Consider the following 17,372-nt stretch of genomic DNA (forward strand, 5'->3'; position numbering starts at 1 on the left):
ATGGCAAAGGGAGCTGTCCCCCATGGCATCGTGCTCGTCATGACGACAGAGCCCCTCCTCGATGAACTCCCCCGCACCTCAAGGCGCCGAATGGCGAACAAGGTGCCTGAAGTGACGGTCTACTTCTGGGTCATCAAGGTGCTCACCACCGGGATGGGCGAAACCGCCTCGGACTGGATGGCCCGGACGCTCGGCCCGATCCCGGCGGTCGCGCTCGGCGGTCTGGCCTTCGTGGCGGCGCTGGCGGTCCAGTTCTCGCTGCGGCGCTACGTGGCATGGGTGTACTGGACCGCCGTCGTCATGGTCAGCGTGTTCGGCACGATGGCCGCCGACATCCTGCACGTGGGCCTCGGAGTTCCGTACACCCTGTCGACGCCGGCCTTCATGGTCGTACTGGCCGCCGTCTTCTTCATCTGGCACGCGAGCGAGGGGACGCTGTCGATCCACAGCATCCGGACCCGTCGCCGCGAGACGTTCTACTGGGCTACGGTCCTCGCCACCTTCGCGCTCGGCACGGCGGCCGGTGACCTCACGGCCGGCATCGGGCTCAGGTACCTGGGATCGGCCGTCCTGTTCGCCGCCGCCATCTGCGTACCGGCCGTCGCGTTCCGGGCGGGCGTTCTCAACGCGGTGGGCGCCTTCTGGGCGGCGTACGTGATCACGCGGCCTCTCGGGGCGTCGCTCGCCGACTGGATGGCGCTCGGTCAGGCCCGGGGCGGTCTCGGGTTCGGTCTCGGGCCGGTGACGCTCGCGTGGACCGTCGCCATCCTCGGCCTCGTCGCCTATATGGCCGTGACGAAGCGCGAGTCCCGCGGCGAGACCCTGGCGGCCTGAGCGTCGAGCCCGACACGCGAAATTCCGGCGCCTCCAGGGGTGCGCCGCGCCCCCTCCACCGTCACGATGGAGGGGGCGTTCTCATGCTCACGCACATCGCCCGCCCCCGGGCTTTGCATAACCATTCTTAAGGATGCATACTCTTCCCATGTCTAAGGTTCTTACCTCCCTGCCCGCCGGCGAGCGCGTCGGCATCGCCTTCTCGGGCGGCCTCGACACCTCCGTCGCGGTCGCGTGGATGCGCGACAAGGGTGCCGTCCCGTGCACCTACACGGCCGACATCGGCCAGTACGACGAGCCCGACATCGCGTCGGTGCCCGGTCGCGCCAAGACCTACGGTGCCGAGATCGCGCGCCTGGTCGACTGCCGTGCGGCGCTGGTGGAGGAAGGCCTGGCCGCGCTCGCCTGCGGCGCGTTCCACATCCGCTCGGGCGGCCGCGCGTACTTCAACACGACGCCGCTCGGCCGCGCCGTCACCGGCACACTCCTCGTCCGGGCGATGCTCGAGGACAACGTGCAGATCTGGGGCGACGGCTCGACGTTCAAGGGCAACGACATCGAGCGGTTCTACCGCTACGGCCTGCTGGCCAACCCGCACCTGCGCATCTACAAGCCGTGGCTCGACGCCGACTTCGTGACGGAGCTGGGCGGCCGCAAGGAGATGTCCGAGTGGCTGGTGACCCACGACCTGCCGTACCGGGACAGCACCGAGAAGGCGTACTCCACCGACGCCAACATCTGGGGCGCCACGCACGAGGCCAAGACCCTCGAGCACCTCGACACCGGCGTCGAGACCGTCGAGCCGATCATGGGCGTGCGCTTCTGGGACCCGTCGGTCGAGATCGCCACCGAGGACGTGACGATCGGCTTCGACCAGGGCCGCCCGGTCACGATCAACGGCCAGGCCTTCGCCTCCGCCGTCGACCTCGTGATGGAGGCCAACGCCATCGGCGGCCGCCACGGCATGGGCATGTCGGACCAGATCGAGAACCGCATCATCGAGGCGAAGAGCCGCGGCATCTACGAGGCGCCCGGCATGGCGCTGCTGCACGCCGCGTACGAGCGTCTCGTCAACGCGATCCACAACGAGGACACCCTCGCCCAGTACCACAACGAGGGCCGGCGCCTGGGCCGCCTCATGTACGAGGGCCGCTGGCTGGACCCGCAGGCGCTCATGGTCCGCGAGTCGCTGCAGCGCTGGGTCGGCTCGGCCGTCACCGGCGAGGTCACGCTGCGGCTGCGGCGCGGTGAGGACTACTCGATCCTCAACACCACGGGCCCGGCGTTCAGCTACCACCCGGACAAGCTGTCGATGGAGCGCACCGAGGACTCCGCGTTCGGTCCGGTGGACCGGATCGGCCAGCTCACCATGCGCAACCTCGACATCGCCGACTCTCGTGCCCGCCTGGAGCAGTACGCGGGCCTCGGCATCGTCGGCACGACCCACCCCGAGCTGCAGGCCGCGGCGACGGGCCTGATCGGCACGATGCCGGAGGGCGGCGCCGAGGCGATCGCCTCCCGCGGTGAGGTCTCGGGCGACGACGAGGCCCTGGACCGCGCGGCGATGGAGTTCGGCACCGACTGACCTCCGTCAGATGCGCGAAAGGGTGTAGGGGGTGGCCTGCGGGCCGCCCCCTACACCCCTTTTGGCTATACGGTTTTCGGCTATACGGCTTCGACCACGTTCATGGGGTCCGTCGGGTCCGCGAACTGCGTGCGGTACAGCTCCGCGTAGCGGCCGTCCTCGGCGAGCAGCGCCTCATGGGTGCCGCGTTCCACGATGCGGCCGTCCTCGACGACGAGGATCTGGTCGGCGGACCTGATCGTGGACAGCCGGTGCGCGATCACGACGGCGGTACGGCCTGCCAGTGCCTCCGCGAGCGCTTCCTGCACGGCCGCCTCGGACGTGTTGTCCAGGTGGGCGGTCGCCTCGTCGAGGATCACGACGCGCTGGCGCGCGAGGAGCAGCCGGGCGATCGTCATGCGCTGGCGCTCACCGCCGGAGAGCCGGTAGCCGCGCTCACCGACGACAGTGTCGAGGCCGTCGGGCAGGGAGTTGACCAGGTCCTCCAGGCGGGCACGGCGCAGGACGTCCCACAGTTCGTCCTCGCTCGCACCCGGCCTTGCCAGGAGGAGGTTGGCGCGGACTGAGTCGTGGAACAGGTGGCCGTCCTGGGTGACCATGCCGAGCGTCTCGCGCAGGGAGACGGCGCTCAGGTCCTTCACGTCGACCCCGCTGATGCGGACGGCACCTTCGTCGGTGTCGTAGAGGCGGGGCATGAGCTGGGCGACGGTCGACTTGCCCGCGCCCGAGGAGCCGACGAGGGCGACGGTCTGGCCGGGTTCGGCGCGGAACGAGATGCCGTGCAGGACCTCGGCTCCCCCGCGGGTGTCGAGCGACGCGACCTCTTCGAGGGAGGCGAGGGAGACCTTGTCGGCGGCGGGGTAGCCGAAGCGGACGTCGTCGAACTCCACGGAGACCGGGCCCTCGGGCACCGCACGGGCGTCGGGCTTCTCGTCGATCAGCGGCTTGAGGTCGAGCACCTCGAAGACGCGTTCGAAGCTGACGAGTGCGCTCATGACCTCGACGCGGGCGCCGGCCAGGGAGGTCAGCGGGGCGTAGAGGCGGGTGAGGAGCAGGGCGAGGGACACGACGGCGCCCGCTTCGAGGGTGCCCTCCATCGCGAAGTAGCCGCCCAGGCCGTAGACGAGCGCGAGGGCGAGGGCCGAGACGAGGGTGAGGGCGGTGATGAACGCGGACTGCGACATGGCCGTACGGACGCCGATGTCCCGGACGCGGCGGGCGCGCTCGGCGAATTCGGCGGACTCGTCGCCGGGCCGGCCGAACAGCTTGATCAGGGTGGCGCCGGGCGCCGAGAACCGCTCGGTCATCCGGGTGCCCATGGCGGCGTTGTGCTCGGCCGCCTCACGCTGGAGGCGGGCCATACGGGTGCCCATGCGCCGGGCGGGCACGACGAACACCGGAAGGAGCACGAGCGCGAGGAGCGTGATCTGCCAGGACAGCGTGAGCATGACGGCGAGGGTGAGGATGAGCGTCACGATGTTGCCGACGACCCCGGAGAGCGTGTTGCTGAAGGCTCTCTGCGCGCCGATCACGTCGTTGTTGAGCCGGCTGACGAGGGCGCCGGTGCGGGTCCGCGTGAAGAAGGCGACGGGCATCCGTTGTACGTGATCGAAGACGGCGGTACGCAGGTCGAGGATCAGGCCTTCGCCGAGGTTGGCCGAGAGCCAGCGGGCGAGGAGGCCGAGCCCCGCCTCCGCGAGCGCGATCACGGCGATGAGCAGGGCGAGCCGGATGACCGTGCCCTGGCGCTTGCCCGCGACGATGGCGTCGACGACGTGCCCCGCGAGGACCGGGGTGGCCACGGCGGTGAGCGCGGTGACCACGCTCAGGACGAGGAACTGGGCGATACGGCGGCGGTGCGGGCGCGCGAAGGCGGCGATGCGGCGCAAGGTCGCGGGGTGGAAGGGTCGGGTGTCGCGCTGGGCGTTCATGACGCTGTGCAGCTGCGTCCACGCCGTGGTCTCCATGCTCATGATGAAGAAGGTAAGACCTCAAGCTTCCTTGAGGTCAACGCGGAGTCGATTCCCGCTCGAAGTCCGGCACTCCCCGACGGGTGGTGACTGTCACACTGGCGGCCACCCAGCCACGTACACGCAGCGACGAACACCAGGAGGGTCCCGGATGCCGGTCCGCGTCGAGCGCCGAGGGCATGTCACCACCGTCGTCCTGTCCCGCCCGGAGGTCCGCAACGCGGTCGACGGGCCCACGGCCGCCGAACTGGCCGCCGCCTTCAGGGAGTTCGAGGCGGACGACACCGCCCGCGTCGCGGTGCTCTGGGGTGAGGGCGGCACGTTCTGCGCGGGCGCCGACCTCAAGGCCGTCGGTACGGAGTCCGGCAACCGGGTGGCCGAGGACGGGGACGGGCCGATGGGTCCGACGCGCCTCCGGCTGTCCAAGCCGGTGATCGCAGCGGTGAGCGGGCACGCGGTGGCGGGCGGCCTGGAGCTGGCGCTCTGGTGCGATCTGCGGGTCGTCGAGGAGGACGCGGTGTTCGGGGTGTTCTGCCGCCGCTGGGGCGTGCCCCTCATCGACGGCGGGACGGTGCGGCTGCCGCGCCTCATCGGCGAGAGCCGCGCCATGGACCTGATCCTCACGGGCCGCCCGGTCCCGGCCCGGGAGGCGTACGGGATGGGGCTCGCGAACCGGGTCGTGCCGCCGGGCCGGGCGCGCGCCGAGGCCGAGGCGCTCGCGGAGCACATCGCGGGCTTCCCGCAGGCCTGTATGCGCGGCGACCGGGCCTCCGTGCTCGACCAGGGCGGGCTGAGCGAGGAGGCGGCGATGGTGGGTGAACTCGCTTACGGGAAAGCCGTGTTGGCGGAGGGTCTTGAGGGGGCGGCACGCTTCGCGTCGGGGGCGGGGCGGCACGGGTCGTTCACCGACGACTGACCCGGCAACCCCTCCCCCGGCGCGGGCGGCCGGTCAGCCCTGGTTGTGCAGCGGGACCGTCAGCTGCTTGAGCCACGTGTTGGTGGTGAAGTCACGGGCCTTGATGACGACCTTCTGCTGGTCGACCTCGATCTGGAGGCCCTGGTTGAAGGCGCCGCCGAGCGAGACCTCGCCGCCCTTGCCGTCGTCCTTCCAACCCACCTGCACAGCGGCCGTGTTGACGACGGTGAACCCTTCGAGGTTGCCCGTGCCGGGGACGACGCGGCGCACCACCCAGTCGGACAGGTTGAGGTCCCAGTGGGTGTGTCCGGAGAAGAGGAACACGTCCTTGTACTTGCCCAGGATGCCCAGGAGCCGGTCGGGCTGGAGGTAGTCGCTCATGTAGAGCTTGTTGTGCGTGCCGGACACCGTGTTGGGCAGCGGGTGGTGCGTCAGGACCATGACCGGCTTGCGGCGGCGCGCCCAGTACGCGAGCCGGTCCTCCAGCCACGTGAACTGCTCGTCGCTGATCCACACCTCGTCCCACAGCTTGGCGTCGTGGTAGTGGGAGTACTGCTCGGTGCCGATGACGAGAACGGGGACGCCGCCGAACGAGGTCTCCGTGTAGACCTTGCCGCGCTCGGCGAAGTTGTAGAAGCTCTTGAAGAGGGAGTCCTCGGTGGTGCCGTTGGGCCAGGTGGCCTGGGCGAGGGTGTTCGGGTCGCTGTACTTCGGCACGTAGAACTCGTGGTTGCCGATCGCCCACGCCACGGTCTTCGGGTGCGGGTGCTTGTCGATCATCTGGCGCACGGCCGCGTACTCGAAGTCGTAGCCGCGCGGGGTGATGTCGCCGGCGACGCCGAGGCCCACGCTGCCCGGGTTGATCGTGTGCAGGTCGTCGAGGGCCTTGCCGAAGTCGGACAGGTCGCCCTGGATGTCGCTGATGATGTTGAAACGTATGGTCCCGTCACCCTCGCCCTGCTGGGCGGGAGAGGTGTCGGCGGCGGGTGCGGCGGTGGCCGCGGGCGCGGAGAGCAGCGTGCCGGACGCGGCGAGCGCGCCGCCGGCGAGCGTGGCGCGCCCCGTCGTGGCCATGAACGATCTGCGGTCCATCGGTGATTCCTCCAAAGCGACTGCCCCCGTGTGCGGTGGTCGGTCGCCTTCACCCTGTCCGGCCGCGATGTCCCGCCGCCGTCCCGGAGATGGCCACCGCCTTAATTGGTCTAGCCCGGTTACCGTCTTGAGATAACCGGCCCGTCAACCGCTTGTGAGAGTCCCTTTTCAGCCGAGTTCGAGCGTGGTGACGCCGAAGATCCGCTCCCCGGCGAGCGGCCGCACGGGACCCGTGTACATACGGGCCGTCGCGAACCCGGGGGTCAGCCCGTACGACTCGGCCAGCTCGACGGCCGCCGGGTTGGACCCGGGTACGTCCACGGCGACCGCCGCGCCGCCGACCGACGCGTGCAGCGCGTCGAACAGGGCGCGCGCGTCGTCCTGGGTGTCCGCGAACAGCGGGCCGATACGGAAGGTGTCGCGCGCCGGGCGGACGACGCCGTATCCGGTGACGCGGCCGTCGACGACGCGGGCGAGCGCGTGGTGGCCATCCCCGGTGAGCCAGGAGGCGAGGAAGCGGGGGCGCTCGGCGGGGTAGCAGCAGCTGTCGTAGATCGCGATGCTCTTCAGGCCGCCGGCCTGGGCCACCGGGACGACGGAACCGGGCTCGGGGTCGCCGGTGGACGGGCTCGGCTGCGGGATCCCGCTGTAGCGGATGGTGGCGTGGGCGAGGTCGAAGCCGGACTTGCGGTAGTTGCCCTGCTGGGCGGGGACCCCGTCGAGGCCGACGGTCCTGGCGCCGGCGTGGACGAGGCCCGCCTTCCAGGTGGCGATGCCGTAGCCGCGGCCGCGCAGGTCCGGGCGTACGAGGTAGAAGCCGAGGAAGGCATAGTCCTCGCCGTAGTTGACGACGGAGACCGCGGAGACGGGCTCGCCGTCGATGCGGCCCATGAAGAAGCCGTCGGGGTCCTGGGCGAAGAAGCTGCGGCTGTCGGACAGGCCCGGGTTCCACCCCTCGTCCGCCGCCCAGCCGCCGACGATCTGCCAGTCGTCGGGCGTGGCCCGGGTGATGTCGAGCCGCGCGTGGGGGTCCGGTCGCTCCATGGCCACCTGTCCGTTCCTGTTCCTTGATCCGTAACGAGAACTCAAACTACGCCCCTCCGTACGGGAGTTGGCCGCACGCAACGCCGCTTCACCCACTCCATTAATAGTCACCTTGACTATATTCAGGATCCCCCCTTATCGTCGTCATGACGAAAACAACTAGGGGGTTCCCACCATGGCCGACATCAAGCGGACGTTCGGACTGCACCACCTGCGCTCGGCGCCCACCGCCCACATCCGGCACCACAAGCGCGGGGAGCTCGCGCACGACGGGACGGGGCTCAGCTTCTGGTTCCGCGCCCTGAGCGCGGCGCTGTCCGAAGTGCCCATCGACGACCGGGAGTTGGCGGTCACGTTCCACGCCCGGACGGCCGACTTCCAGGACGTCGCCGTGCAGGCCTCCGTGACGTACCGGATCAGTGACCCGGCGCTCGCCGCCGCGCGGCTCGACTTCTCGCTCGACCCGGACACCGGCGCCTGGCGCGGCACGCCCCTGGAGCAGCTGTCCGCACTCCTCACCGAGACGGCACAGCAGCACGCGCTCGACGTCCTGGCGCGCACCCCGCTCGCGGAGGCCCTCGCCGACGGCGTCACCTCGGTACGCGAACGCGTCGCCGCCGGCCTGGCCTCGGAGCCCCGGCTGCCCGCGACCGGCGTGGAGGTCGTGACCGTTCGCGTCGTGGCGCTGCGTCCCGAGCCCGAGGTGGAGCGGGCGCTGCGCACTCCGGCCCGGGAGCTGATCCAGCAGGAGGCGGACCGCGCGACGTACGAGCGGCGGGCGGTGGCGGTCGAACGGGAGCGCACCATCGCCGAGAACGAGCTCGCCAGCCGTATCGAACTGGCCCGCAGGGAAGAGCAGTTGGTGGAGCAGCGCGGCACGAACGCGCGCCGAGAGGCCGAGGAGAACGCGGCGGCGGACGCCGTGCGGGCCGAGGCGGAGGCCGCGCGGCTGGTGCGTCTCGCGGACGGTGAGGCGGAGGCGGCGCGCGCGGTCGGTGAGGCGCGGGCGCACGCGCAGGAGGCGTGGCTGCGGGTCCACTCCGAGGTGGACGCCGCGACCCTGCACGCCCTCGCCGCCACCCAGCTGGCGGAGAACGTGCCGCGGATCGAGAACCTGACCCTGTCCCCCGACGTGCTCACGGGCCTGCTCGCCCGGCTCGGCAACGACCGGGGTGACCGGCGGTGACACTCGCCCCGCGCGCCGTCCTCGTCCACCGGACCACGGAGTACGAGGAGTTGCTGGCCCGGCACGGCACGCACGGGCAGGCGGCGTTCTTCCTGTCCTCGCGCGGACGCTCCGTCGACGAGGTGGCCGAGCGCCATCACCGTACGCGGCGGGCGCTCGCGGAGGTCGCGGCGGCTGTGCCGCTCGCGTGGCGGCAGACGCGGCTCGAGCGGACGGATCTGGACCGGTTCCTGTTCGGTCCGGAGGACGTGGTGGTCGTCGTGGGACAGGACGGCCTGGTCGCGAACGTCGCGAAGTATCTGTCCGGTCAGCCGGTGGTCGGCATCGACACGGATCCGGGGCGCAACCCCGGGGTGCTGGTGCGGCACCGGGTGGCGCAGGCGGCGAAACTGCTGCGGGCGGCCGGGCTCGGGCGGGCCGGCGTCGACGAACTCACCATGGTCGAGGCGGTCGCCGACGACACCCAGCGGCTGCTCGCGCTCAACGAGATCTACCTGGGCCCGCCGTCGCACCAGACGGCCCGTTACCGGATCGGGCCGGACGACGACGCGTACCGGCCCGAGGCCCAGGCCTCCTCGGGCGTGCTCGTGGGCACGGGGACCGGTGCGACCGGCTGGCTGCGCTCGCTGTGGACGCAGCACGCGAGCGTGCTCCAGCTGCCCGCGCCGGCCGAGCCCCGGCTGCTGTGGTTCGTGCGCGAGGCGTGGCCGTCCCCGGCCACCGGCACGTCCCTGGTGGAGGGTTCACTGGGCCCCGCCGACCGCCTCCGCGTCACGTCCGAGTCCGACCGCCTGGTCGTGTTCGGGGACGGGGTGGAGAGCGACGCGCTCGACCTGTCCTGGGGCCAGACGGTGCGGGTGGGCAGGGCGGAGGAACGGCTGCGGCTCGTGACGTGAGCGGGGGCTGGGGCCGGGGGGCCGGGGGGCCGGGGGGCCGGGGGGCCGGGGGGCCGGGGGGCCGAGGGTCGGGGACCGGGGGCCAGGGCCGGGAGCCGGAGGCCGGGAGCCGGAAGCCAGAGGCCAGGGGCCGGGAGCCGGGGGCCTAGGGCCGGAGGACGGGGCTGCTACTCCGGCGGGGTCGGGGTGTCGTGGCTGCGGTACATCGCCTGGATGTCGAGCTCCAGCTTCACCGTCGGACCGACCACCGCGATGCCGCGCGCGAGCATACTGCGCCAGTCCAGCGTGTAGTCCTCGCGGTGGAGTTCGGCCGTGGCGAGGGCCGCGCAGCGCAGCTCCTCCGCGTAACCGCCGTTGACCATGCCGAGGTAGCCGGTGTCCAGGTCCACGGTGCGGCTGACGCCGTGCATCGTGAGGGCGCCCTGGAGCGTCCACTTGGTGCCGCCGCGGTAGATGAACCGGTCGGACGAGAAGTCGATGTACGGGTACCGCTCGACGTCGAGGAAGTCCGCCGAACGCAGATGGTTGTCGCGGGTCTTGTTGCCCGTGGTGATGCTCGACGCGTCGATCCGCACGTCGACGCGCGAGTCCGCCATCTCGGGCGCGACCTGGATTCCGCCCTCGAAGCGGGTGAACCGGCCGTGGACGTGGGCCATGCCGACATGCTTGGCGATGAACCGGATCGCGGTGTGCGGCGGGTCGAAGAGCCAGGTGCCGGGCTGCGGCAGCTCCGGCGGCTGCCCGAAGTGCAGCTGTACGGAGGTCAGCGGAAGGGTCTCACCGGCGACGACGTCGAGGGTCTGCTGGTGGGGGTGCAGGCCGTCGGCCGCGACCAGGCAGCCGTAGCGGCCGGGCGGCAGCGTGAGGAAGACGAGCCCGTACGGGTCACTCGTGGCCTTGGCGACGGGGCGGCCGGAGCCGAGCGACGTCACGGTGACCGAGGCTCCCACCATCGGCTCTCCCATGGGGTCGAGCACCTCGCAGTGGAGGACGCCGGCGCCCTGCGGCACGGGGTGGACCAGGCCTGCCCCGCGCCCGTCACGTCCGGACCGCCTCCTCCTGAACAGCGCGAGGGGCATTCAGATCACCTTCCGATTTCGGCCGCCGGACCTCCGCAGCGGGCTCGCACACACGATCCCATGCCGACGTTCTACGCAGATCGGGGCCGCTCAGGTGTTACCGCCGGAAACTGCGTGGCGAATACACGGGAATCCGGCATTCCCGCCGCGCGAACGTGCCAGACTCCACATTTCTCTCACTTTTCGCCCACGTATTGGCCATGGGGGTGCGGGGGCTCCTGCCCATGAGGGTGCGGGGGCGTCAGGCGGCGGGAGCACGGGGGCGGTTGGCCGGGGGCACAGGGCCGCTTCCGCGCCATATCTCAGCCGATCACCCTGACAACCGTTGACTCCCCCGAACCCGCTCTGACAGATTCTCGACCCCATGGATGCGACAGAGCCCGATCTCTCCGCCCGGTGGATTCGGTTCGCCGAAGCGCACTGGGGCAGGGAGCCGGTGGCGGTCCCGTTCGCCCCGGGCCTCCGGCCGGAGCAGGCGTACCGGGTGATCGCCGCCGCCTGCGCGGCGCCTGCCTCCGCCGTCCACTTCGCCACCGCACGGGGGCGATTACCCACCCCCGGCACGCTCCTACCCGGCCCGGACGACCGGGATCTCAACACATACGCGAACCGCCTGGGCCGTCAACTCGACGAATCCGGCTGGCTGTTGAGCGCGCGGCAGCCTCTGTGGCGCGACTTCGAGATCTGGTCGCGCGTACGCGATCTGCTCGCCGGACTGTGGGGTGCGGTGGGCCGGCCCGCTCTGCCGGTGACGGCCGAGCTCTCCGTGGGACAGCACTGCGCGGGCCCCGACGCGCCTGCGCCACGCCCCGGCTCGATCGCACTCACGTGGGTGCTCGACGGCACGATGACGGTCAGGCTCTGGCCCGAACACACCGGCACCGAGTTCCAACTGACCGCTGGTGCGGGCGACTTGGTGTACTGGCCCGCCGGTTGCCGCCACCTCGACCACTATCTCGACCGCTGCACCACGCTACGGATCACCGTCCCCGCCCACCCCGCCGCCGCCCTCACCCACGTACGGGAACTCATCGCGGAACGAATGCAGCAGGACTCCGTTTACGCGGGAGCCCCCGCCGCCCTGCCGTTCCCTCCCCCGGCCGGGCCGGACGGCCGGATCGGCGCGGCGGAACCGGTGGCCGGTGCCGCACGGCTCTTCTCCCGGCTGGCCGCCGGCCCGGAATTGCCCCGGGAGCTACGAATCACCTGGGCCGCCCGCCACTCGGCCGCGGGGCTCGAACCGGTACCTCCACCGCGCGCGGCCTCGCGAGTGGACCCCGGGGTGCGCATGCGGGCATCGGCCGAACTGTTCCGGATGCCCGACGGTCCCGGCCGTGCGGTGTGGGCGGCGAACGGGCACACGCTCCCGGTCGAGGGCGCGGCGGCCGAGCGGGTCGGCGACCGGCTGGGGTCGGGCGCCGCATTCACCGCCCGCGAGCTGGCCCGCGAGACGGGAACGCCCGCCGAGGCTCTGGTCCCACTCCTGTCCGACCTCTACCGGATACGCGCCATCGAGCCGGTGGACGTAGACCGAGACGAGGACGGGTCCGTATGAGGGAGGAACCCCGCACCCCCGAGCCCGCCCGCACCCCCGAGCCCACTCACGTAGACGAGCCCACCCAAGTAGACGGACCCGCCCACGTAGACGAGCTGCACGAACTCGACTGGCAGGCCTTCGCCGAGCGGTACTGGGACCGGCGGCCCGTGCTGCTCAAGCGGGTCGCACCCGCCCCCTTCGACGCGCATGAGGTGTTCGAGACGGCCGTGGCCGCGGCCCACCGCTGCGGCCCCTTCGGCGCGCCGCCCTACGCGGAGTTCACTGTCGGCGGCGAACCCCAGACCGAGCCCGGCGACTTCCTGCCACAGCCGCGTGACGGCTCGTTCGCCGGTTACCACCAGCGTCTCGTCCGGCAGCTGTCCGGTGAGCCGTACTCCCTGTCCCTGCGGGCCCTGCACGCGTTCCACCATCCGCTGTGGGCGCGCGAACGCGACTTCTACGCCGGGCTGTGGGCCCGGGTGGGACAGCCCGCGCCGAGCGCGTTCACGACGCTGGTCCACGGCACGTACGAGCAGCCGATCGCCGAGGCGCTGCCCGGACAGCGCCTCTCGACGTTCCTCTTCACGCTGAACGGGCGGCAGCGGATGCGGTTCGACTCGGACGACCCGAGCTCTTCCTTCACGGTCGAGGCCGGGCCGGGCGACCTCTTGTACTGGCCCGCGCACCAGTCCCCCGTCGCCGACCCCTACGCCGGGTGGGCGTCGACGGGCGTGCGCGTGAGCGTCGTACGCGAGGGGCGGAACGCGGCGTCCGAGCTGTACGACCTGCTGTACGGCGTGACGCCGGAGACGCTGCTCGCGCCGGACCCCGATCCCGCGAGGCCCGGCCCGTCCGGCACGTCCGGCGAGCAGAGCCTGCTCGTGCCGGACGCCCAGACGGGAGGCGACCTCAGCGAGACGCCCGCGACCCCTCTGGAGCACGCCCTCGCCCACTTCCGGGCGGCCGGTGCCCGTGGCCCGCTCGCCGAGCGCGTCGCCCGGCAGTCCCTGCGGCAGTGGACGGCCGGCGGTTTCCTGCCCGTGCCGCCGCCCGCGCCACGCGGCACGTTCGGCGACGACGACGTGGTGCGGGCCACGGAGCGCGTGCTGTGGACGGAGGCCGCCGGGCGCCGCCTGTTCTCGGCGTGCGGCCATGTCGCGGCCACCGACCTTCCGGCCGGTGACCTGGCCGCCGTACTCCGTCTCCTGAACTCCAAGCGTCTGCTGTCAATACGTGAACTGGCGCCTACGGCAAGGGTGTTGGTGTCCCAGCTCATGGCGTTCCGCGCACTGGAACGCCTCTGACGTCACGCGGCACGGGTCACCGCGAGGGCGCCGGGATCGCCAGATACTTGTACTCCAGGAACTCGTCGATGCCGACGCGGCCGCCCTCCCTTCCGATGCCGGACTGCTTGACGCCGCCGAAGGGGGCGGCCGGGTTGGAGACGAGTCCGGTGTTGAGGCCGACCATGCCGGTCTCCAGGCGTTCCCCGACGCGCAGCGCCCGGTCGAGGTCGCGGGTGAAGAGGTAGCTGACGAGGCCCCATTCGGTGTCGTTGGCGGCGCTCACCACCTCGTCCTCCTCCTCGAAGGTGAACAGCGCGGCGACGGGCCCGAAGATCTCGGTCTCGTTGAGGCCGGCGTCGCGCGTCACCCCGGCGAGGACGGTCGGCGGGTAGAAGTAGCCCTCCCCGTCCGGGAGTTCACCTCCGGTGAGGACTTTCGCCCCGCGCTGCACCGCGTCGCGTACGAGCCCGTCGACCTTCTCCCGTCCGGCGGCGTCGATGAGCGGGCCGACGTCCGTGCCCGGCTCGGTGCCGGGGCCGACGTTGAGGGCACTCATGCGGGAGGCGAGACGGGTGGCGAACTCCTCGGCGACGGCACTGTGCACGAAGATGCGGTTGGCGGCGGTGCACGCCTCGCCCATGTTCCGCATCTTCGCCACCATGGCGCCCTCGACGGCCGTGTCGAGGTCCGCGTCCTCGAAGACGATGAGCGGCGCGTTCCCGCCGAGCTCCATCGAGGTACGGACCACGGTGTCGGCGCACTGGGCGAGGAGGATCCGGCCGACCTGAGTGGAGCCGGTGAAAGACAGCTTGCGGATGAGGCCGCCGCGCAGCATCGGTTCGACGAGGGCCGCCGCGTCCGTGGTGGTGACGACGTTCAGGACGCCGTCGGGCAGGCCGGCCTCCGTGAGAATCCCGGCCAGGGCGAGTGTGCAGAGCGGTGTCTGCGGCGCGGGTTTGACGACCATGGTGCAGCCGGCCGCGACGGCGGGGCCGATCTTGCGGGTGCCCATGGCGAGCGGGAAGTTCCACGGCGTGATGAGCAGACAGGGGCCGACGGGCCTGCGCATGACCAGGTGGCGGCTGCGCCCGTCGGGCGAGGGCGCGAACCCTCCCTGGATCCGGACGGCCTCCTCGGAGAACCAGCGGAAGAACTCGGCGGCGTACGTGACCTCGCCGCGCGCCTCGGCGAGAGGCTTGCCCATCTCCAGGGTCATGAGGAGGGCGAGGTCGTCGGCGCGTTCGATGATGATCTCGTAGGCGCGGCGCAGGATCTCGCTGCGGGCGCGGGGTGCGGTGGCGGCCCATGACTCCTGTGCGGCAGCGGCGGCCTCGGCGGCACGCCGGCCGTCGGCGGGGGCGGCGTCGGCGACTTCGCAGAGGGGTTTGCCGGTGGCGGGGTTGGTGACGGTGAAGGTGCGTCCGCCGGCGGCGATCTGGAAACGTCCGCCGATGAGGAGCTCTTTGGCCACGTCCTCGACGACTTGGGGGGTGGGCTGAGTCGATGTCATACGGGATTCCTCGGTGGGTGGTCAGGGGGCGTGATGGCGGTCGGCCTGTGGTCGGCGGGGCGTGATGCCAGTCGACCCGTGGTCGGCGGATCGTGGTGACCACAGGCCCGGTGGTCGGCGGTGCGTGGCGCCGGTCGGTCGGCGGTCAGCCGGTCGTGGAGCCTTTCGGCCCGGCGGTCAGCCGGGCGTGCCGCCGACCGGTCAGTGGTCATCGGAGCGTGGTGTCGATCGGCCCGGTCGTCAGGGGGCGTGGTGCCGTTCGGCACCGTGGTCAGCGGGTCCCGGTAGCCGTCTCCACCGCGGCGGCCCAGGCCCGTAGCCCGTCGTCGATCTGCCCTTCGTTAACGATGAGCGCGGGGATCATGCGGACGACGTTGCCCGCGGGGCCGCAGGTCAGGAGCAGGAGTCCCTCGTCGGCGGCGGCCTGCTGGGCGCGTACGGCGGTGGCCGTGTCGGGTTCGCCGTCGGCGGTGGTGAACTCGCTGGCGAGCATCAGGCCGAGGCCTCGTACGTCGCCGATGGCCGGGGTCTTCGCCGCGACGTCCTCCATACCGGAGCGCAGCCGGGCGCCCATCGCGGCCGCGTTGGCGACGAGCCCTTCCTCCTCGACGACTTCGAGGGTGGCGACGGCGGCGGCACAGGCGACGGCGTTGCCCCCGTACGTGCCGCCCTGCGAACCGGGCCGCGCCTTGTGCATCAGCGCCTCGGGCGCGGCGATCCCCGACAGCGGGAAGCCGCTCGCGAGTCCCTTCGCGGTGATGAGGATGTCGGGCCGTACGCCGAAGTGGTCGTGGCCCCAGAAGCGGCCGGTGCGTCCGACGCCGGTCTGCACCTCGTCGAGGACGAGCAGGATGCCGTGCCGGTCGGCGCGCTCCCTGAGGCCTTGCAGGAAGGCCGAGTTGGCGGGGACGTAACCGCCCTCTCCCAGGACAGGTTCGACGAGGATCGCGGCGGTGTCGTCGGGGTCGGAGACGGTCTGGAGGAGGTAGTCGAACTCGCGCAGCGCGAACCGCGTGGCCGTCTCCTCGTCCCAGCCGTAGCGGTAGGCGTTCGGGAACGGGGTGATGGCGACGCCCGCCATCAGGGGGCCGAAGCCGGTACGGATCTTCGTGCCGGAGGTGGTGAGGGAGGCGGCGGCGACGGTACGGCCGTGAAAGCCGCCGTGCGCGACGACGATGTTGGGCCGGCCCGTGGCCTGCCGCGCGAGCCGCATGGCCGCTTCGACGGCCTCGCTCCCGGAGTTGGCGAAGAAGAGGCTGTCGAGCCCTTCGGGCAGGACGGTGCCCAGTTTCTCGACGAGGCGCTGGAGGGGGCGGTGCAGGACGGTCGTGTACTGGCCGTGGATGAGGGTGGCGACCTGTTCCTGGGCGGCGGCGACCACGCGCGGGTGGCAGTGGCCGGTGCTGGTGACGCCGATCCCGGCGGTGAAGTCGAGATAGCGGCGGCCGTCGGTGCCGTAGAGATGGACGCCCTCCCCGCGTTCGGCGACGACGGGGGTGGCCTGGCGCAGATGCTCGGACAGTCGAGTCATGACTCCACCCTCACGGCTGGCCCGAAAGGACGTCAATGGGCCATCTGTGGCGATCCGCCCCGTAGCGGACGATCAGTCACCTGACTCGTGGGCGTTCAGTGCGGAACTGGTATACCGGCCGCCTCGCTCTCTGCCATCGTGTCCGCATGACTGAACTGGTGGACCGAGTGGACGAGCAGGACCGCGTCCTCGGCACGGTGGACCGGAGCACCGCTGTCCGTGAGGGATGGCTGCACCGGGTGGCGACGGTCGTGTGCCGCGACCCCGCAGGACGGATCCTGGTGCATCGCAGGCCGTCGCACGCGTCCCGTTTTCCCGGGCGCTACAACTGGCTGATCGGCGGGGCGGTGGACGCCGGCGAGACGTACGAGGCCGCGGCGGCCCGCGAACTCGCGGAGGAACTCGGCGTGACCGCGAAGGTGCGCCCCGCCTTCAAGTACCTGTGTCACGGCGAGCTCGGCCCGTACTGGCAGGCGGTGCACGAGGCCACCATCGAGGGACCGGTCTCGCCGCTCCCGTCCGAGGTCTCCTGGCACGACTGGCTCACCGAGGCCGGCCTGACGAACGCGATGCGCCAGTACCCGTTCGTGGCGGACAGCCTGGAGGCGTACGCGCGCTACGCCGCCCTGCGCCGCGACGGGGGCCCGGACACCGGGCCCTGACACCGGGCCCTGACACCGGGCCCTGACGGGCTACCGGCCATCGGCTACCGCTTGTTGACTGCTCATCAGCCTTCCGTATGTGACGGTGATGTGAGCAAGGCGTGGGCATCCCGCCCGTACGTGTGATGAAGGCGTGCGGGAGGATGACCCGGCCGCGTCGGCGCAGACGCGCGCGGCTCCACCCACGGACAAGCAGGTAGCAAGTGACGATTCATCACATACGGCCGCTCCCGGCGGCATCCGA

14 protein-coding genes are annotated in these 17,372 nt (G+C 71.6%); 8 read left to right on the top strand and 6 right to left on the bottom strand.

The genetic code is table 11. The annotated features are described in order from the left end of the window. The first annotated feature begins 39 nt into the window (after positions 1-39). Complete coding sequence (locus ABZ893_RS01495; RefSeq protein ID WP_361394946.1) at positions 40-834, top strand: hypothetical protein; 795 nt, start codon at positions 40-42, stop codon at positions 832-834. Positions 835-982: 148 nt separating this feature from the next. After that, on the top strand, positions 983-2,419 hold the full coding sequence (gene argG / locus ABZ893_RS01500; RefSeq protein WP_361394948.1) for an argininosuccinate synthase: 1,437 nt from the start codon (positions 983-985) through the stop codon (positions 2,417-2,419). 80 nt (positions 2,420-2,499) lie between these two features. Here the strand turns inward: argG and ABZ893_RS01505 are convergent, their stop codons facing one another. Further along, positions 2,500-4,386 (bottom strand): ABC transporter ATP-binding protein, encoded by a 1,887-nt coding sequence (locus ABZ893_RS01505; RefSeq protein WP_361396052.1) that lies wholly within the window; start codon positions 4,384-4,386, stop codon positions 2,500-2,502. Positions 4,387-4,540: 154 nt separating this feature from the next. Here ABZ893_RS01505 and ABZ893_RS01510 point away from each other — a divergent pair, with 154 nt between their 5' ends. Further along, positions 4,541-5,305 carry a crotonase/enoyl-CoA hydratase family protein gene (locus tag ABZ893_RS01510; protein ID WP_361394950.1) on the top strand — a complete coding sequence of 255 codons (765 nt, stop codon included), beginning with the start codon at positions 4,541-4,543 and terminating at the stop codon, positions 5,303-5,305. A 33-nt stretch (positions 5,306-5,338) separates the two neighbouring features. Here the strand turns inward: ABZ893_RS01510 and ABZ893_RS01515 are convergent, their stop codons facing one another. Then, on the bottom strand, positions 5,339-6,397 hold the full coding sequence (locus ABZ893_RS01515) for a DUF4073 domain-containing protein (RefSeq protein ID WP_361394953.1): 1,059 nt from the start codon (positions 6,395-6,397) through the stop codon (positions 5,339-5,341). 168 nt (positions 6,398-6,565) lie between these two features. Further along, complete coding sequence (locus tag ABZ893_RS01520) at positions 6,566-7,441, bottom strand: GNAT family N-acetyltransferase (protein WP_361394956.1); 876 nt, start codon at positions 7,439-7,441, stop codon at positions 6,566-6,568. 175 nt (positions 7,442-7,616) lie between these two features. On the opposite strand from ABZ893_RS01520, the gene ABZ893_RS01525 reads away from it, so the two are divergent. Continuing rightward, positions 7,617-8,627, top strand: coding sequence for an SPFH domain-containing protein (locus ABZ893_RS01525; RefSeq protein ID WP_361394959.1), 1,011 nt, complete (start codon positions 7,617-7,619; stop codon positions 8,625-8,627). Next, entirely contained in the window at positions 8,624-9,523 is a 900-nt protein-coding gene (locus tag ABZ893_RS01530; RefSeq protein ID WP_361394962.1) for a hypothetical protein, read from the top strand. The genes ABZ893_RS01525 and ABZ893_RS01530 overlap by 4 nt, the downstream gene beginning before the upstream one ends. Positions 9,524-9,690: 167 nt before the next feature. Here the strand turns inward: ABZ893_RS01530 and ABZ893_RS01535 are convergent, their stop codons facing one another. Continuing rightward, positions 9,691-10,602, bottom strand: coding sequence for a YceI family protein (locus ABZ893_RS01535; RefSeq protein ID WP_361394964.1), 912 nt, complete (start codon positions 10,600-10,602; stop codon positions 9,691-9,693). 364 nt (positions 10,603-10,966) lie between these two features. On the opposite strand from ABZ893_RS01535, the gene ABZ893_RS01540 reads away from it, so the two are divergent. Continuing rightward, entirely contained in the window at positions 10,967-12,157 is a 1,191-nt protein-coding gene (locus ABZ893_RS01540; protein ID WP_361394966.1) for a hypothetical protein, read from the top strand. After that, positions 12,154-13,443, top strand: a complete 1,290-nt coding sequence (locus tag ABZ893_RS01545; RefSeq protein ID WP_361394969.1) for a hypothetical protein — start codon at positions 12,154-12,156, stop codon at positions 13,441-13,443. The genes ABZ893_RS01540 and ABZ893_RS01545 overlap by 4 nt, the downstream gene beginning before the upstream one ends. Before the next feature lie 16 nt (positions 13,444-13,459). Here the strand turns inward: ABZ893_RS01545 and ABZ893_RS01550 are convergent, their stop codons facing one another. Beyond that, the gene (locus ABZ893_RS01550) at positions 13,460-14,935 is read right to left on the bottom strand and encodes an NAD-dependent succinate-semialdehyde dehydrogenase (protein ID WP_361394971.1); all 1,476 of its coding nucleotides are present in this window, start codon (positions 14,933-14,935) and stop codon (positions 13,460-13,462) included. A 271-nt stretch (positions 14,936-15,206) separates the two neighbouring features. After that, positions 15,207-16,466, bottom strand: a complete 1,260-nt coding sequence (locus ABZ893_RS01555) for an aminotransferase class III-fold pyridoxal phosphate-dependent enzyme (protein ID WP_361394974.1) — start codon at positions 16,464-16,466, stop codon at positions 15,207-15,209. A gap of 146 nt (positions 16,467-16,612) precedes the next feature. Between ABZ893_RS01555 and ABZ893_RS01560 the strand changes: the two genes are divergently transcribed. Beyond that, the gene (locus ABZ893_RS01560) at positions 16,613-17,128 is read left to right on the top strand and encodes an NUDIX domain-containing protein (protein ID WP_361394977.1); all 516 of its coding nucleotides are present in this window, start codon (positions 16,613-16,615) and stop codon (positions 17,126-17,128) included. Positions 17,129-17,372: the final 244 nt, after the last annotated feature.

This window comes from Streptomyces sp. NPDC046821 (assembly GCF_040645335.1).
Lineage (GTDB): Bacteria > Actinomycetota > Actinomycetes > Streptomycetales > Streptomycetaceae > Streptomyces.

Bases quoted from the DNA above. Each gene is read 5' to 3' on its own strand.
- ABZ893_RS01560 (WP_361394977.1), top strand. From the start codon at position 16,613: ATGACTGAACTGGTGGACCGAGTGGACGAGCAGGACCGCGTCCTCGGC.
- ABZ893_RS01515 (WP_361394953.1), bottom strand. From the start codon at position 6,397: ATGGACCGCAGATCGTTCATGGCCACGACGGGGCGCGCCACGCTCGCC.
- ABZ893_RS01550 (WP_361394971.1), bottom strand. From the start codon at position 14,935: ATGACATCGACTCAGCCCACCCCCCAAGTCGTCGAGGACGTGGCCAAA.
- argG (WP_361394948.1), top strand. From the start codon at position 983: ATGTCTAAGGTTCTTACCTCCCTGCCCGCCGGCGAGCGCGTCGGCATC.
- ABZ893_RS01510 (WP_361394950.1), top strand. From the start codon at position 4,541: ATGCCGGTCCGCGTCGAGCGCCGAGGGCATGTCACCACCGTCGTCCTG.
- ABZ893_RS01520 (WP_361394956.1), bottom strand. From the start codon at position 7,441: ATGGAGCGACCGGACCCCCACGCGCGGCTCGACATCACCCGGGCCACG.
- ABZ893_RS01535 (WP_361394964.1), bottom strand. From the start codon at position 10,602: ATGCCCCTCGCGCTGTTCAGGAGGAGGCGGTCCGGACGTGACGGGCGC.
- ABZ893_RS01545 (WP_361394969.1), top strand. From the start codon at position 12,154: ATGAGGGAGGAACCCCGCACCCCCGAGCCCGCCCGCACCCCCGAGCCC.
- ABZ893_RS01505 (WP_361396052.1), bottom strand. From the start codon at position 4,386: ATGGAGACCACGGCGTGGACGCAGCTGCACAGCGTCATGAACGCCCAG.
- ABZ893_RS01525 (WP_361394959.1), top strand. From the start codon at position 7,617: ATGGCCGACATCAAGCGGACGTTCGGACTGCACCACCTGCGCTCGGCG.
- ABZ893_RS01495 (WP_361394946.1), top strand. From the start codon at position 40: ATGACGACAGAGCCCCTCCTCGATGAACTCCCCCGCACCTCAAGGCGC.
- ABZ893_RS01555 (WP_361394974.1), bottom strand. From the start codon at position 16,466: ATGACTCGACTGTCCGAGCATCTGCGCCAGGCCACCCCCGTCGTCGCC.
- ABZ893_RS01540 (WP_361394966.1), top strand. From the start codon at position 10,967: ATGGATGCGACAGAGCCCGATCTCTCCGCCCGGTGGATTCGGTTCGCC.